The following is a 16,711-nucleotide window of genomic DNA, read 5'->3' as shown; positions in this document are numbered from 1 at the left end:
TGGTTCCTTACCTTATTATAATAGGTGTTTAAACCATCTCAAGACTATAGTGTTGATAGTCACGGATGATGGTATAAAGGAATTTCTCATTACCCGTTCTGGTGTCAGAGATGCCTAAGTGTTCCCGAACCTTAGGTGCTAAGGTGGCAATTCGACGCTCCCTATCAGGTCCATAGTCGGCATCGAGCGTGCGTTGAATGACCTCTATCTGATTGAGCGAAAGGTCTTCTGCCTGTGGATAGACGGGTTTATAGTTGCGATCAAGATACGAGAACTCGTCAAGAGAGACTTGGATCTTATGGTAATCATTGATTTTTATCACCATAGTGTGGGCTGCTAAGTCGCCTAGACGCTGTGAGTTCTTGGTCAAAAGGATAATTGCTACACCTACGAAGGAGAACCCTATGTCAATAATCAGGAATAACCAGCGCATGAAGAAGTCGCCTATACCAGGTGTCGTACCGTCTTTCTTCACCACACGGATGCGCATAATCATCTTTCCGAGGCTCTGTCCATGGTTGAAGAGTTCCATATAAAAGGAATAGAAGAGTACTGATAAGAAAACAAAGAACGCCGAGTATAATTGTAGTTTATCATTCAGATAGTCTGCATTATATATCAGTAGTCCCATACCAAAGGCGTAAACGAATAGGATAAAAGCGTCAATCATCTGTGCAAGCATGCGTTCACCAATGCTTGCTGGCGATTGACTGATTTGCACATATTGCCCTGTAATGATGTTGGATTCTGACATTCTCTTCGTAACAAATTGGTTATTTCAGTTGCAAATATAGGAAAAAAACTCTACTTTTGTGGGCAGTTGGTAGAATTAATCATCATTACCTATAAAAGAGATAATGAAGGAAATCCTTTTCATACGTAATAACATTGAGAAGTGGAAAGCAATAGAAGCGTTGGTGGACAACATCAACTCGGTAATGCCTGACCGCTTGGCTGATGCTTACACAGACCTTACAAGCGATCTTGCCTTTGCTCAAACACATTATCCAACATCACGAATTACAATCTATCTAAACAACCTTTCCTCTGCACTTCATAATGAGATCTATCGCAATAAGCGTGAGAAATGGAAACGAATGATCACCTTTTGGACGCAAGAGGTACCTGATGTGATGTGGAAAGAACGGCGATTATTATTCCTGTCATTCGCTATCTTTATGATAAGTGTGCTCATAGGAATCGTCTCAACACTAGGAGATGAATCTTTCCCAAGGCTCATACTCGGTGATGGATACATGGATCAGACACTCGAGAACATAGCACAAGGGAAGCCAATGGGCATATATGGAAGTGAAGAAGAGGGTGTTATGTTCATCGGAATAACGCTTAATAACGTCATGGTATCGTTCTATACCTTTGTCACGGGCGTACTGACGAGCTTCATGCCAGGCTATTCCTTGTTCCAAAATGGCGTTATGGTGGGTTGTTTCGATACCTTCTTCTATCAGCACGGATTGTTATCTGAATGCTTACTAACCACTATGTTGCATGGAACCTTAGAACTCTCATCCATCGTGGTGGCTGGTGCTGCAGGCTTGGCAATGGGTAATGGATGGCTATTCCCTGGTACTTACTCACGCTTAGTGAGCTTCCAACGAGGGGCAAAGCGTGGTATGAAGATAATAGTTGGTACTATTCCGCTCTTTATTGTGGCTGGTTTTATAGAGAGCTTTGTCACTCGGCACACCGAAATCAACAACTATGTGCGGTTGAGCATCATCCTCCTTTCATTTGCATTTGTCGTCTTTTACTTTATATACTTACCTTATAAACGTAATAAATATGAACTTTCAAGTAGAGAAACCAAAGGTTGATTTGTATAGAGTACGCACCTTTGGACAGAAGTTTTCAGCAACATTCGACTTCATCAAAGAGAACTATAAGCTCTTGTTGAAGGCTTGTTTTTATCTCATCTTACCTGTTTGTCTGTTCCAGGCATTCGCTTTTGAGAGGTTAATGACTGCTGTTGCCAGTGACAATATGTCTTCTGTTGCAGACGATGGTAGTACTTCTGGAGCATTAAGTTACCTACTCATCAATACGGGCTTATCCTATATTTTGCTGTTAATTTGTATTTGTTTAGGCACACTTTTGCTATTCTCTATCTGCTTCGCAATGATAAGGTATTATAATGAAAGCCCCACTCGCTTACAGGGCGTGACCTTGCGTGACCTCAAGCCCCTCATCATTCAGTGTATGAAACGCTCCTTTTTGATGGGTTTAGTGTTCTCTGTTGCATGGGTGGTTATCGTTATCATCCTTGGACTCTTTGCTTTTATCTTCTTTGAAGTGGCCTCGAATGACCAATTCCCTAATGTCCTTATTGGTATTGGACTATTCTTTTTGGTTATTATCGGACTATTAGTTGCCTTTGTTCCAGCCACTGTCTCATGGCCAGTTTATCTATTCGAAGATGATGAGACAGTGTTCTCTGCCATTCGTCGTGGGTGGAGATTAGGTATTTACTCCTTCTTCCCTTTGATTGGATTGATGTTTATCATGGCGCTTATAGAGAATGTCCTTCAAACGGTGACGACGCTCCCTTGGTACTTCATGTACCTTGCGAAGGTCTTTCTAACGGCTGCGAATGCAGAGGAAGTATCGATTGCTAGTTCTCCAGTGTACAACTTCGTCGAGTACATCTTATCGGTTGTCATGAACTTTGGAACCTATCTAGCAACGATATTAACCATTATTGCGCTTGCCTTCCACTATGGTAGTGTTGCAGAGGAAGTAGATGGTGTCTCGGTTGAAGAAAGCATCCAAAACTTTGATCAACTGGCAGAGAAAGATAACGACATTGACGACTTTGATAAGCTATAACACAACTCGTTAAATCCTTCTGATATGTTACAAGCCCTGTCCGACACGCTCTCTTGCGATACAGCTTTACTACATCAATACCGCGTTGATGAGGCGTATAACTATGCGAAAGAGCTACAAGCTCCAGAGCTTGACTTATGGGACTGGCTGGTAAATAAGCTGATGGAGTGGATATCGACACTATTCTCTCCGAATGGGAAAGGCGATGTCCGCTTCTATCTCTATATAGGTTTAGCCATTGCTGTGGCGGCTTTTATTGCCTTTCTAATGTATCGGTATCGTGCGAAGCTATTTCATCGTACAGGTAAGGTGAGCATTATTGATGCTGAAGAAGACAATATATATGGTGTCAACTTCGATGCGGAATATACCAAGGCGATGGCACAAAAGGATTATTATAAGGCTGTACGAATGGTGTATCTGCGCACACTTCGTTGGCTGGCAGACCATCATAAGATTAATTGGCAGCTTTATAAGACACCAACGCAATACACTCGTGAGTTCTTGTCGACCGACTTCCAGCGTATGACCAATGCTTTCATGCGTGTGAGATATGGTAATTATGAGGCTTCGGAAGCGCTTGTCAACGAGCTACTCCATATAGAAGATGAGATTGAGAAAGGGGGTACTCACGATGAATAAGAAGTTCTTATTGGGTGTAGTAGCCTTCCTCCTCTTTGTCTTAGCGATGGAGTTTAATGTGCCAGCAAAGTTCATTTGGAAACCAACCTTCGGTCATTACGATGATCAACCCTTTGGTTGTGCGATCTTCGACACGCTTATGCAGAAGTCAATCCCTGCTGGTTATCATGTGACGAATAAGACTTTTGCGCAGTTAGAACGTGATGGATATGGTAAGAAACCGCAGGCTATTCTTGTGCAAACATTGGCATTTAACCCAACAGAAACCGATAGGAGAGCGTTGAGTCGGTTGTTAAAAGCAGGCAATAAAGTGCTCATTGTCACCTCAGACTTCGCTTGCGACTCCTCGAAAATAGACTTTGGAGTGGCGGTATCAGGTAGAGACACCTTCCTTCCCCAGTGGGTGAAGAAGTCGATAGAGTCCTATCTAATCCCGATGGATACTCTCTATTGGAATGCAGTGAAGCCTTATAGACCTCATACTTATCAGGTCTATACATCGATGTCAGGCTATGGGATTGAGGTAGATAAGGGCGTCCAGTGTGATACCTTGTTATGTGCTTTCCAACGTTCTATTGATGGGGATGTAGATACAACAGCCGTTTCTTACGACTTAGATGATGACGAGTATGCTGACAAGATAGGCGGTTATTGGCAGGCACGACTCATACGAATTAAGTGGGGGAAGGGCGAGTTGTTCCTCTCATGTGACCCATTCTTTTGGACCAACTATGGCGTACTTGACCCCGAGATAAACGGACTCTTATTCCGTGCGATGTCCCAATTCCGTGGCTTACCAGTAACACGTACAGAGGCGTATGCGCCTAAGAACGTGATAAACAAGGAGAGTCCGCTCAGCTACTGGCTGCAAAATGCGCCACTCAGATGGTGTGTTTATCTCACATTGCTGGGTTTGTTATTGTTCTGCGTGTTCTATGCTCGACGTCGCCAAAGGGTGATACCAGTGGTAAAACAGCCCGAAAACAAGTCGTTGGAGTTTGTGCAACTCATCGGAACACTCTATTATCAGAAGCATGAAAACCTCGACTTGTTGCAGAAGAAGTATGGTTATTTTGCAGAGCTAGTGCGCAGGCAGTTGCTAATAGACATAGACGACGAGGACATGAAGCGTGAGAATATCCAGCAGTTAGCCTTCCGCACGGGTATGGCTGAGGCTGATGTGCGCATAATACTAGATAGAGTTAGTAGATACTTACAGCCCTCATCAAGTCTAACTGATAAGCAGCTGCAAGCGTCGATAGATGGGTTAGACCGCATCATCAGTAATCTTTAATCCTAATGGACGAACTAATAAACAATAAGACGAACGAACAATACACCAACAAGATGGAAGAGAATACAACAAAGAGAACGGATCTTCAGGACTTCAGTGAGAAGATTACACAATTAAAGAAGGCTATCGGCAATGTGATTGTTGGGCAACAGGAGGCTGTCGACCTGCTGTTAATAGCCATCCTTGCAGACGGTCATGTACTGATTGAAGGCGTCCCCGGAGTAGCTAAAACCCTGTTAGCTCGATTAGTCTCACGCCTCATTGACGCACGTTTCAGCCGTATTCAGTTTACGCCTGACCTAATGCCTAGCGATGTGTTAGGCACAACAGTGTTTAATATGAAGACCTCTGAATTCGACTTCCATCAAGGTCCTGTGTTCGCAGAGATGGTACTTGTTGACGAGATTAACCGTGCGCCAGCTAAGACACAGGCTGCTCTTTTTGAAGTAATGGAGGAGCGGCAGGTCACAATCGACGGCATTTCGCATCGCATGAAGGACCTGTATACAATCATAGCAACGCAGAACCCAGTGGAGCAAGAGGGAACTTACCGACTACCAGAGGCTCAGTTAGACCGCTTCCTATTCAAGATAAGCATGAGTTATCCTACTCTTGAGGAAGAGGTAAGCGTCTTGCAGCGCCATCAAGAGGATAGGCAGCTCGTGAAACTAGCCGACATACAACCCCTGCTAAGCGTTAGTGAGCTGCTAGCTATGCGTCAGAAACTGCAAGAAGTGTATGTTGAAGACAGCCTCCTACGCTATATTGCCTCCATCGTACAGCAGACACGTATGTCAAAGGTAGTCTATCTCGGAGCCAGTCCACGTGCATCTGTCGCCATCCTCAATGCCTCTAAGGGTTATGCCATGCTCTGCGGACGTGACTTTGTGACGCCGGAAGATATCAAATTCGTTACTCCTAGCATCCTTCAACACCGCCTTCTCCTTACTGCTGAGGCCGAAATGGAGGGCTACACAGCGTTGAAAGTAGCGCAGAAGTTGATAGATAAGGTGGAAGTGCCTAAGTAATTTCGGCACAGAAAAAGCCTTGTTTTATGAGTAAGGATAATGACACATACGATTCGTAGTGCTGACACATACGATACACGACGCTGATACATACGTGTAAAACCGCTCACTCGTATGTGTGCGAACGCCCCGCACAAATGGTTACACAACCTCGCACCCTTACACAATAACCCTCTTATAGATAGAGTAAATGTTTCTTACCAAGCGATTTTATATCATCTTTGCGTGCTTGACACTGCTTTGTGGGTTGGGATATGTCTATCCCATCCTCTTCACTGCGGCTAAGATTCTGTTGTGTCCCTTCGTTGTTATAACGCTTATAGACGCCTTCATGCTCTATTCTCGACGTGCCTTAACAGCGGAACGAAGCTGTGCAGATAGGTTTTCAAACGGCGATGAGAATGTCATAAAACTTCGTTTAGCAAGCGAATATACCTTCCCTGTATGGCTAACCATCATCGACGAGGCACCAAAGGTGTTCCAACGTAGAGACATATCATATACCACGCAACTTGCAGCAAAGGGCGAGAACGAAATCCGTTACACGCTAACTCCAGTGAAGCGTGGCGTTTATTCCTTCGGGCGGATTCGCTGTTTCGTTCGCACCCGCATAGGACTTGTGGAACGACGATATAGCTTGGACAAGGAAAGAGACGTCGCTGTCTATCCATCTTATCTAATGCTGAATCGTTACGAATTGCTTGCGATGAGCAATCATCTTACTGAGATGGGGATCAAGAAGCTCCGACGTGTGGGCAATAATACGGAGTTTGAACAGATAAAAGACTATGTGCCGGGCGACGACTATCGTATGATGAACTGGAAAGCAAGTGCACGCACGCACCAACTGAAGGTCAATGTCTATCGTGACGAACGTTCGCAACAAATCTTTTCAGTCATTGATAAGGGGCGAGTTATGCAACAGTCGTTCCACGGGATGACCTTATTAGATTACAGCATAAACGCCGCCTTGGTGCTTTCTTACGTCGCTATGCACCGCGACGATAAGGCTGGTTTGATTACATTCACCGATAAGATGGACACATTCGTAGCCCCCTCGCGCCGCACGGGACAAATGCAACGCTTGTTGGATGCGCTTTATAGACAAGAAACCGACTTCGGGGAGACCGACTTCAGTAACCTTTGTATCAACGTGAGAGAGCAAGTTAGTAAGCGAAGTCTGCTCGTTGTCTATACGAACTTCTCGGGTATGACAGCCCTTAATCGGCAGTTGCCTTACCTGAAACTGCTAAGCCGTTGGCACCGTGTGCTCGTCGTATTCTTTGAAGATAGCGAGTTGAATGAGTACATACAATCGACTAAGCACTCCATAGAAGAGTATTATCAGCATGTCATTGCAGAGAAGTTTGTTTATGAGAAGCGCCTTATCGTGTCTACACTCAGGCAGCATGGTATTTATAGCTTACTGACAACACCTGAGAACCTAAGCGTAGACATCATAAATAAGTACTTGGAGATGAAGCAAAGACAGGTTTTGACTTAATTATAGCTAACAAAATCATCATATTTTAGTATTGTGTTGTTGACAGACATTACATAACTTTGCAATGAGTTAGAATCATATATATTAATAGTGTCAATAACATGAGAATTAGAACTTTATGCAGGTCATTTGCTATCGCATTGTTGGCTATGTGGGGTGCAGTCTCTGCTTCCGCAACTGATTATGTGAAAGTAACTGACAAAGAGGGAAAGGCTACGACCTTTGCTCTCACAGACAAACCAACGGTTACCTTCACGTCAGATCATCTTGTCTTGACGGCTGGTAGCAAAACAGTGGAGTATCCATTAACGGATTTCCTTAGCTTTACTTTCACCGACCAGCCTACTGGTATCAACACTGTTGGGGCTGACCAGGCTAATGCGGTGTTCTCTTTTACCAACTTCTCGGTACGAGGAGAAGGGTTGAAAGCGGGCACTCGTGTGAGCATCTATACCATCAATGGGCAGCTTGTCGGTAGTGCTGTTGTCAACCAGAATGGTGCCGTAGAGGTTCCATTCGATGGTCAGAAGGGCGTGTTTATAGTAAAATCATTAACCAAGACATTTAAATTTATCAATCAATGAAGAAGTTCTTTACTTTAGTAATCGTATCACTTTTAAGTGCTATGGCAGTACAGGCACAGAAGGTAGTCATCAATAAGAAAGACGGCTCAAAGGTAGTTGTACTTGCAAAGGATGTGCAAGATGTCAAGTTCGCTCCAGCGTCAATAGCAGATCCATTTATAGGTCGTTACAAGGGAGCTGACAAAGTGAAGATAGGCGGTATGTTCTCATATACATCAGCAGATGAGGTTACTTATGAGATAACTGACAATGAAGATGGCACCATCAACTTGATAGTTCCAGAGGTGACATACGCTAAAACGTTAATGGGAACGCTTATTCTCGGTACTTACACCATCTCTAATATCCCTTACAATGCGGAGAAGAAAGCTTTTATAAAGGCTTATAAGGAAGACAACATCAAGTTCCGTTTCATCACAAAGGATGATTCTGGCGATACAACAAAGGATCAGGAGTACACCTTCGACAAGGATGTTTGTAAGGTAGTAATCGCTTTGAGCGATGATGGAAAGCTGACTATCAACAATACCTATCAGATGGGTTCAATGCCAATGGTCATCTATGGCACCTTTGTTGGGGCTAGGCAATAATATAAGGTAGGGATAATATGACTCTCAGTAGGTATATATACAATGCCCTTGCAGGCGCCGTTATCCTCTTGATAACGACGTCTTGCAATGGGCTTTTTGATGGTATATACGATGATGCGCCAGCTTCTCCAACGATTACGGAAGGGCAGTTGTTAGTTGATGCCACAAGTTGGGAAGACTGGTGTTACGTTGACTTCGATTCGTTAGAGGCTTTCATTGAGCATAAAGATACTGCTGGACTCTTGAAGGCGCAGAGCCATTTAACCCGCATGACGATTCCTACAAGTCTCACAGCTAGTACCACTGACGGGCGAACAGGTTGCTATACTTATTGGTTCGATGTGTTCGGAAAGGGGATAGCCGTTAATGAGAAGCGTTCGTTCAAAGCTACTGATGCACAACAAGAGCCACCTTCGTGGAGCATTGCCTTCCATCGCAATAATGTGAGAACGAATGGAGGTGCAGTGTTGGAAACTAATTATAAGTCGATGACAGAGCTTCCGAAGAGTAGCATAGACTTCCTCGGTGCAAACTTCCAAACGGATGAGTGGAGTGAAAATGAGGTCTGGACGGATCAGACGCAAATGCTTCAGAGCTTGATAGGATGCCAAGGGATAACTATTAATAAGGTGTTATCATCATGGCTTCGAGTAGACATTCCTCCAATACCCCCAGCCTTTACTATGAAGAATAATGTGTACATTCTCCGCTTGAAGAATGGGAAATATGCAGCCTTACAGTTGGTGAATTATATGAATGCGGGAGGCACTAAATGTTGGTTGACCATCAATTATAAATACCCTTATTAGGCGTGACCTCCGTCTTACTTTGTTCCCTCGTCTAGGGAACGGAGAGGCGAATAAGGTTTTATATAGAGCTTATGAAACGAAATACCATTCTATTATCAGCCTTGCTCGTTACACTTCCTTCAGTGTCATGGGCAGATGAGTTGAATGACTCCATCTATAAGTCTTATGAGTTAGAACAGGTTGTTGTCACGGGAACGCGTACACCAAAGCTACTTGCCAACACACCTGTCTTGACGAAAATCATTACATCAGATGACATTGCAAAGAGCGATGCGACCAATCTTCGTGACCTATTGCAACAGGTGATGCCAGGCGTTGAGTTCTCCTATGCAATGAACCAACAAGTGCACATGAACTTCTCTGGTTTTGGTGGACAAAGCGTGTTGATACTCGTTGATGGGGAGCGTCTAGCAGGTGAGACGATGGATGATGTCGACTTCACAAGACTACTGATGGACAATGTAGACCACATTGAAATCGTGGGAGCAGCGTCTGCTCTCTATGGCTCGAATGCGGCTGGTGGGGTCATCAATATCATTACGAAAAAGAATATACACCCATTCTCTCTCAACCTGAATATGCGTTTGGGCAAGCATAACGAGCAACGTTACGGCTTGAATGCGCAGTTGAAACAAGGGAAATGGAGCAACCTCTTGACCATTAACAGGGGCAAGGCAGATAACTACAACGTGCAGAATGGCGACCATCCTATTACTCGTGTCGTATCAACGATATATGGCGATGCAACTTGGAATATTAAGGAACAACTATCCTATACACCGAATGATAAACTCTCATTGAGCGGCAGGGCGGGTTACTTCTTCCGCCAACTTGTTCGCACAACAGCGACTCCTGAACGTTATAGAGACTTCACGGGCGGACTTAGAGGAGTGTGGACTCCGACCGAAGCGGATAACTTTGAACTTACATACGCATTCGATCAATATGATAAGTCGGACTATCAACGAATCGCAAAGATCGATGTGCGCGACTATTCCAACGTGCAGAATAGCTTCCGATTACTCTATAATCACAACCTCAAAGGAGGCGATGTTTTATCCGTGGGTGCCGATTATATGCACGACTACTTATTGAATGTGAACCTTGAAGGACGCACCCGCAAGCAAGATTCCTTTGATGCTTTTACGCAATATGACTGGAACATCAACGAGCAATGGGAGGCTGTTGGTGCATTGCGTTACGACTACTTCTCGGACGGACATATCTCTCGTGTGACACCAAAGATAAGCCTTCGTTACCAGCCAATACACAATCTTAATCTCCGTCTTAGCTATGGGATGGGCTTCAGATCACCAACGTTAAAGGAGAAATACTATAACTTTGACATGGCAGGAATATGGATTGTGGAAGGGAATCCAGCCTTGAAACCAGAGGTAAGTCATAACTTCTCCCTGTCTACTGACTATACACACGGGCATTACAACTACACTCTTACGGCTTATTACAATAGGATTAAGGATAAACTCGCTACTGGTGCTCCCTATTACAAGCGTGCTTCTGACCTTATTCCTCATCTACCCTATCTTAACTTAGGAGGCTATTCCGTCTGTGGAGGAGAGGCTTCGGCGCAAGCGAGATGGTCGAATGGTATCACCGCACGTCTGTCTTATGCTTATACCGACGAGCACCTACCAAAGGATAAGAACAATAACTCGGTGAATAACCAATACATCCCAGCTCGCAAGCACGCAATGACGGGGCATATTGATTGGGACCATCAGTTTGTGAAGAACTATGGGCTGAATATTGGTCTGGATGGTCGCTTCTTATCATCAGTAGACAATCAAGAGTTCGTTGATTATTACGACATCTCGAAGGGAATCCGCACCATTCATTACCCTGCATACGCACTCTTTAAGCTCGCTATTGTACAGCGATTCAGTAAGAGTGTGAAGTTGAGTGTAGCCTTGGATAACCTCTTCAATTATAAACCAGAGTATTACTATTTGAATTGCCCATTGACAGATGGCATGAACCTGCAGGTTGGCTTGTCTGTTGATGTGGATAAACTATTTAAGTTCTAATATATAATAATGGAGAAAAAGAATACTTATTGGTGGCGCACGATAGCCTCCTTTGTCCTCGTACTATTCACTATGCCGTTAGGTCATGCACTAATGATACTGATGGAGAAGTTTATGGATCCCGTGGCAGTACATTATGCTGGTTTCACCATGGGGTTCGTTGGTTTGATCATGGTTATCGTCGGTGTCTTTGTCAAAGGAGATACTCGTCAAACCTTATGGGGGCTTATTGGCGGTTTATTGTTTTGGACGGGATGGGTCGAGTTCCTATTCCTCTATTATGCACGCCGTTATGGAGTTCCACCCGAGATAGAGCATGGTAAAGTCGTTACCAAGCCTGAATATCTTATTATGCCAGCCTCCTTTGGATTGTGGATGATGGTCATGACGATGTATATCTTTAGTACCCGTAATGGTTGCGACTTCATCACATGGATTCAAGAGAAGCTCTTCGGAAAGCGTAAGAATAAGATAGTTGTGCAGCCAATGACCCACCACACGTCCATAATCACGTTCATGGAACTGAACATGATACTATGGGCTTTCTATTTGTTGTTGATGTTCTGTTATGATAAAAACTTCCTTGGCGACCACCATCCAGTAACTTATCTCATCGGAATAAGCTGTTTCATTGGGTCACTCTTTATGTTCCGTCGACAGCTCCATATCGCCGCTTGGGGTGCAAACATTCGAATGGCTGTGGCGACAGTAATCGTCTTTTGGACGCCAGTAGAGATACTCGGACGCATCAACTTCTTCAAAGAGTTCTGGGTTCACCCACAAGAGTATGGGTTCTTGTTGTTGTGTATCTTGGGTGCATTCATCCTTTTGTTGGTGTATATGTGGCTGAAGGGTGCTAAGAAGAAACGCATTGCAAAGCAATAAAACTCCTGTCAATAGCATCCTTTTCTCTTAATGAATACGAAGGGAGATGAGCGCATTTATATCATTTCGATGTGCACAGTCTTCTATCGACTGGATGGAAAGTAAGATCAGTAAGGAGGGTACGCTCAAAGTGGTGCATCCTCCTTTTTGAATGGTAGGAAGTGGTGCGGACTGATATAGAAAGTACTTTACAATTTGTTTTCTCATTCTAGCTTTCATTCAAAGCCATACTTATTAGAAAACGAACCAATATGTGGCTTTTTATGAAAACGTACCTCCGTTTTTGTGAAAACATACCTCCGTTTTGGGCAAGAAGTACCTTCGTTTTATGCAAAAGATACCTCCGTTTCGGGTAGAAAGCACCTCCGTTTTGAGTAAAAAGTACTATCGTTTTAGCTAAAAATAGCCTATTTTTTGTACTTAAGATTACTTCCTCCTACCCAAAATGAGGCTTGCTCTTATGCAAATAGCTATTAATCAAGTAGTTATATATGCCTTGTAAAACCGCTCTCTAATTCCCGTATTTGTGGACAAAGTCCTTTGTTCTTCTGAAAAACGCAAATAGAAGCCCTGAAATTAGCAGTATTTTATTACATTATTCAAAGTAGTTTGCAACGCTACAAAGGGGTAAGAAGGCGCAAAAGAGATAGGTTTAAATTAAATATTTATCCTTCTGAAGGGGCTATCGGGAGCTAAGAACGAGGCTACATCGGGGCTGGAAAGAATCGAAGATGGTATTTCAAACCATCTTGACGACCCTCTATTTTACAAGAGTTAGCGAATACTACCCTTTGTCATATCGCTTTTTTTTCGTATATTTGCAACCTAATTATAACTAAAAACGATGAATAAATTATTTCTATCCCTTTGTCTTTTAGGGGCGAGTGTGGCTGTTGGTGCACAAGAGCGACTGCCCAAAGTGACCCTTAAAGATCTAGAAGGAAGGACCGTACAAACCGACACTATCTCTAATAATGGCAATCCTCTTGTTGTTACCTTCTTTGCTACTTGGTGCAAACCATGCGACCGTGAGTTGAAAAGCATTGATGAGCTTTATGATGATTGGCGCCTAGAAACAGGTGTGCGAATCGTTGCTGTATCCATTGATCAGGCTCAAAACGTCAATAAAGTGAAGCCTTTGGTCGACCAGAATGGCTGGCGTTATGATGTATTACTCGATCCTAATGGTGAGTTCCGACGCTCGTTAGGTATTCAGTCAGTGCCTTATACGATCTTACTCGATGGTCAGGGCAGGATTGTTTATAAGCATAATGGCTACACAGATGGCGCTGAGATGGAGCTATATAAGAAGGTGAAAGAGGTTTCGAGAAGGTGATTTTATGAAAAGATGGATGATGATAGGACTGCTCATGAGCCTGAGTAGTGCATCGCTTTATGCACAAGAGTCCGACAAATTACACCTTTCTGGAAGTCTTCAGAGTGATATGCTGTTGGCACAAAAGGACAGTGCGACGGGCGCAGAGGCTACAGGCAGTCGTTTCCGAACGAATACTTATCTCGACTTGAGGCTTTCAAACAGTTACTTTGAGGCTGGTGCAAGGTTGGAATATATGCCCCATCCACTCCCAGGATACGAGCATGACTTTAAGGGTTGGGGCGTTCCTTACGCCTACTTGAAGGGTCGTTATAAGAATGCGGAGCTTACTTTGGGTAGCTTCTATGAGCAGTTTGGCTCTGGTTTCATCCTTCGTTCGTATGAAGAACGCAGTCTTGGAATTGACAATTCATTGCAAGGTGCACGCTTGAACTATCTCCCTTGTGCGGGAGTTACGGTCAAGTTGCTCACAGGTAGACAGCGTCGTTACTGGCACCACAATAAGAGTTGGATGACAGGAGCGGATGTGGAATGGAACATGGAAGAGTCGTTTAAGTCGCTTCAACAGCATAATACCTATATAATGTTGGGTGCTTCCTACCTTAATAAATACGAGAGAGACGAGGTAGTGATGGTCGATCCGACCCATCGGTTGCGTCTTCCTCGTTATGTCAATGCGTTCGATTTACGTCTACGAGTGCAACATCACGACTTCAATGTATTGGCAGAAATGGCGATGAAGACGCAGGATCCTTCGCATGATAATGGTTACATCTATCGTAATGGCTATGTGGCAATGCTCTCAGGGTCCTATTCCAAGCGTGGAATGAGCCTATTGCTACAAGCAAAACGCAGTACGAATATGGGCTTCCGAAGCCGTAGAGGAATGGAAGGAATCTCTTCTTTCATCAATCATCTACCGCCTTTCACGGTGGAGCATACCTACACTTTGGCTGCACTCTACCCCTACGCCACACGCCCCGAGGGTGAGTGGGCTTATCAAGCCACGGCAGCTTATACCTTTCCAAAGGGCTCTTGGATGGGAGGAAAGTATGGAATAACAACGAAAGTGAACTTCTCTCATGTCCATTCAGTGCGTAAGAAGGGTGCAGGAGAGATGGGAACAGAGGGTTATGGTAGCCCGTTTTGGGCATGGGGTGACGCTACCTATTATCAAGATATTGATGTGCAGGTGGAGAAGCGGCTCTCCAAAGCAACGAAGTTAAACCTGATGTATATGTATCAACGATACAATCAGACCTTGTTAGAAGGGCATGGAGGAATGCTAAACACGCATATCTTCGTTGCAGATGTCAAACAGAAACTCGGAACGAACGCCATCTTGCGTGTCGAAGGGCAGTATCTTGCGTCAAAAGAGGGCGATAAAGACTGGCTATTTGGGCTGGGGGAACTATCGTTCGCACCGCATTGGATGGTCACCGTGAGCGACCTCTACAATGCAGGCAACACCCATGTGCATTACTACCAAGGCTATGTAACCTATAGCGGTGGGGCACATCGACTGCAATTAGGCTATGGTCGAACACGTGCGGGCTTTAATTGTTCGGGTGGAGTATGCCGTTATATCCCAGCAACAAAGGGCTTGACACTCTCTTATAATTATAACTTTTGATGGAAATGAGACGTTTTTATATACTTATCTTGGCTGCTGTTGCACTCTTGACAGGCTGTGATTCAGTTGGTTCTGACGAACGATTGATAGAGATTCCGCCTGCAACTGTTCAGCGAAATGTACTCATCGAGGACTTTACAGGGCAACGTTGTATCTTCTGTCCGGCTGCTTCTCAAACGATAGAAGAGCTGCAAAAGCTCTATGGAGCAGACAGATTGATAGCCGTGGGCATACATGCAGGACCGCTCGCAATAAAGAGTATGGGTGGAGTTAAGGGCTTGCGCACTGATGCAGGGGATGTTTATTACAAGTATTGGGCGGTTCCTAATGTGCCGAAAGCCATTATCAATCGTCGTGGAGGCGTCCTACAAAAAGATACTTGGGCTGGTCGTATCTACGAAGAGTTCGCTCAAACGACTACAATCAATATAGCCCTTCAATGTCAGTATGACGCTGCCACACGTCAAGTGAAGATTGAAACCAACTTAAAAACATTGTCCGATGATGTGAAGGGAAGGCTTCAGCTTTGGTTAGTAGAGGATAGTGTCGTGGCTCCACAGCTCTTTCCAAACAATAAGATGGATAAGGAGTATGTGCATAACCACGTGTTCCGTGCTACTATCAATGGGGAGTGGGGAACGGAGTTAACGCTCTCTTCAATGCGAACGCACGTGGAGCAAACATCGTACACACTCCCAGAAGGAGTCGTACCAGGCAATGCGTGGATAGTAGGATTCGTCTATAACGATAGCGGAGTACTGCAGGCTGTGCGCCAAAAGGTTTCTATTTCGTAAATAAGTCATCATTAATTAAGTAGATAAATATAAATTGAACAATATGAAATTACGCTTACTCGTATTAATCGGACTGCTGACCAGTCTTTTAGTTAGTGCTCAAGCACAGACAAGTAACAATGATGTTGCCTTCGTGGATGCGCAAGGTAAGGTTATTCCGAACGGCACAACGGTGGTATTAAACGCTGTGAAAGAAGCCATGTTCCCACCTGGATGGAAGGAAATAGCAGGTGAGGTGTATATTAAGAATACGTCGGATAAGAACCTGACAGTGACCCTTTTCAGTAGAATTAACAGCGTTGATGAAGGCAATGTGACGGTTTGTGCACTCGGCGGATGTACTCCTTTGGAAGAAGATAACAGTACTGAGATTGGAAGTCAGATGTTACTTGCAGGCTCAGAGAAGGAGTCTATTGCGATAGAACACACTTACGAGCATAGTGAGAAGGGCTCAATTACACTGAAGCTGACTACCAAAGAACTTGGTTCCGAACAAGAGATTGAAGGGCCAACTATTATTGTTAAGTTCGATACTAACCCAACAGGAATAGTTGAGGTAGCGTCACAGAAGGGTCTTACTTACGATGTTTTCAATACGCAAGGTACCTTATTATATAGGCAGCTTACGTCCTTGTCTGGTCTTCCTAAGGGCATTTACATCTTGAAACAGACGGACTCAAAGAAGGCAATTAAGAAGTTCGTTGTGCGCTAAGTATTCATCTT

General features: G+C 44.2%; 16 protein-coding genes. 15 read left to right on the top strand and 1 reads right to left on the bottom strand.

All coding sequences use genetic code 11. The features are described 5' to 3' along the window. Positions 1-28 precede the first annotated feature (28 nt). Positions 29-754 carry an RDD family protein gene (locus HMPREF9969_RS09600; protein WP_009435593.1) on the bottom strand — a complete coding sequence of 242 codons (726 nt, stop codon included), beginning with the start codon at positions 752-754 and terminating at the stop codon, positions 29-31. Positions 755-857: 103 nt separating this feature from the next. On the opposite strand from HMPREF9969_RS09600, the gene HMPREF9969_RS09595 reads away from it, so the two are divergent. The 15 genes from HMPREF9969_RS09595 (at position 858) to HMPREF9969_RS09525 (ending at position 16,700) form a co-directional block, all read left to right on the top strand. Further along, positions 858-1,835, top strand: coding sequence for a stage II sporulation protein M (locus HMPREF9969_RS09595; RefSeq protein ID WP_009435635.1), 978 nt, complete (start codon positions 858-860; stop codon positions 1,833-1,835). After that, positions 1,804-2,844 (top strand): hypothetical protein, encoded by a 1,041-nt coding sequence (locus HMPREF9969_RS09590; RefSeq protein WP_009435592.1) that lies wholly within the window; start codon positions 1,804-1,806, stop codon positions 2,842-2,844. Before HMPREF9969_RS09595 ends, HMPREF9969_RS09590 begins: the two co-directional genes overlap by 32 nt. A 24-nt stretch (positions 2,845-2,868) precedes the next feature. Then, positions 2,869-3,486: a DUF4129 domain-containing protein gene (locus tag HMPREF9969_RS09585; RefSeq protein ID WP_009435590.1), complete on the top strand. Its 618-nt coding sequence runs from the start codon at positions 2,869-2,871 to the stop codon at positions 3,484-3,486. Beyond that, on the top strand, positions 3,479-4,780 hold the full coding sequence (locus HMPREF9969_RS09580) for a DUF4350 domain-containing protein (RefSeq protein WP_009435598.1): 1,302 nt from the start codon (positions 3,479-3,481) through the stop codon (positions 4,778-4,780). The genes HMPREF9969_RS09585 and HMPREF9969_RS09580 overlap by 8 nt, the downstream gene beginning before the upstream one ends. Before the next feature lie 53 nt (positions 4,781-4,833). Then, positions 4,834-5,808, top strand: a complete 975-nt coding sequence (locus HMPREF9969_RS09575) for an AAA family ATPase (protein WP_036895629.1) — start codon at positions 4,834-4,836, stop codon at positions 5,806-5,808. A 190-nt stretch (positions 5,809-5,998) separates the two neighbouring features. Further along, the gene (locus tag HMPREF9969_RS09570) at positions 5,999-7,312 is read left to right on the top strand and encodes a DUF58 domain-containing protein (RefSeq protein WP_009435589.1); all 1,314 of its coding nucleotides are present in this window, start codon (positions 5,999-6,001) and stop codon (positions 7,310-7,312) included. Between the two features lie 101 nt (positions 7,313-7,413). Further along, the gene (locus tag HMPREF9969_RS09565) at positions 7,414-7,896 is read left to right on the top strand and encodes a hypothetical protein (RefSeq protein WP_036895628.1); all 483 of its coding nucleotides are present in this window, start codon (positions 7,414-7,416) and stop codon (positions 7,894-7,896) included. Continuing rightward, on the top strand, positions 7,893-8,486 hold the full coding sequence (locus HMPREF9969_RS09560; protein ID WP_009435643.1) for a calycin-like domain-containing protein: 594 nt from the start codon (positions 7,893-7,895) through the stop codon (positions 8,484-8,486). The genes HMPREF9969_RS09565 and HMPREF9969_RS09560 overlap by 4 nt, the downstream gene beginning before the upstream one ends. 17 nt (positions 8,487-8,503) lie before the next feature. Further along, a complete protein-coding gene (locus tag HMPREF9969_RS09555) occupies positions 8,504-9,295 on the top strand; it encodes an HmuY family protein (RefSeq protein WP_009435632.1) in 792 nt (263 codons plus the stop codon). Between the two features lie 71 nt (positions 9,296-9,366). Continuing rightward, positions 9,367-11,340, top strand: a complete 1,974-nt coding sequence (locus tag HMPREF9969_RS09550) for a TonB-dependent receptor plug domain-containing protein (protein ID WP_009435579.1) — start codon at positions 9,367-9,369, stop codon at positions 11,338-11,340. Positions 11,341-11,349: 9 nt separating this feature from the next. Then, the gene (locus HMPREF9969_RS09545) at positions 11,350-12,225 is read left to right on the top strand and encodes a hypothetical protein (RefSeq protein WP_009435601.1); all 876 of its coding nucleotides are present in this window, start codon (positions 11,350-11,352) and stop codon (positions 12,223-12,225) included. An 844-nt stretch (positions 12,226-13,069) separates the two neighbouring features. Then, positions 13,070-13,561 (top strand): TlpA family protein disulfide reductase, encoded by a 492-nt coding sequence (locus HMPREF9969_RS09540; RefSeq protein WP_009435641.1) that lies wholly within the window; start codon positions 13,070-13,072, stop codon positions 13,559-13,561. A gap of 4 nt (positions 13,562-13,565) precedes the next feature. Beyond that, a complete protein-coding gene (locus tag HMPREF9969_RS09535) occupies positions 13,566-15,194 on the top strand; it encodes a DUF6029 family protein (RefSeq protein WP_036895627.1) in 1,629 nt (542 codons plus the stop codon). A 5-nt stretch (positions 15,195-15,199) separates the two neighbouring features. Beyond that, positions 15,200-15,988, top strand: a complete 789-nt coding sequence (locus HMPREF9969_RS09530) for an Omp28 family outer membrane lipoprotein (RefSeq protein WP_036895632.1) — start codon at positions 15,200-15,202, stop codon at positions 15,986-15,988. Positions 15,989-16,031: 43 nt separating this feature from the next. Further along, positions 16,032-16,700, top strand: a complete 669-nt coding sequence (locus HMPREF9969_RS09525) for a T9SS type A sorting domain-containing protein (RefSeq protein ID WP_009435609.1) — start codon at positions 16,032-16,034, stop codon at positions 16,698-16,700. Positions 16,701-16,711 lie beyond the last annotated feature (11 nt).

It is taken from the genome of Prevotella sp. oral taxon 306 str. F0472, from assembly GCF_000257925.1.
Lineage (GTDB): Bacteria > Bacteroidota > Bacteroidia > Bacteroidales > Bacteroidaceae > Prevotella > Prevotella vespertina.
Note: the sequence above shows the minus strand (reverse complement) of the source record. Positions and strands in the feature narration are given on the sequence as shown.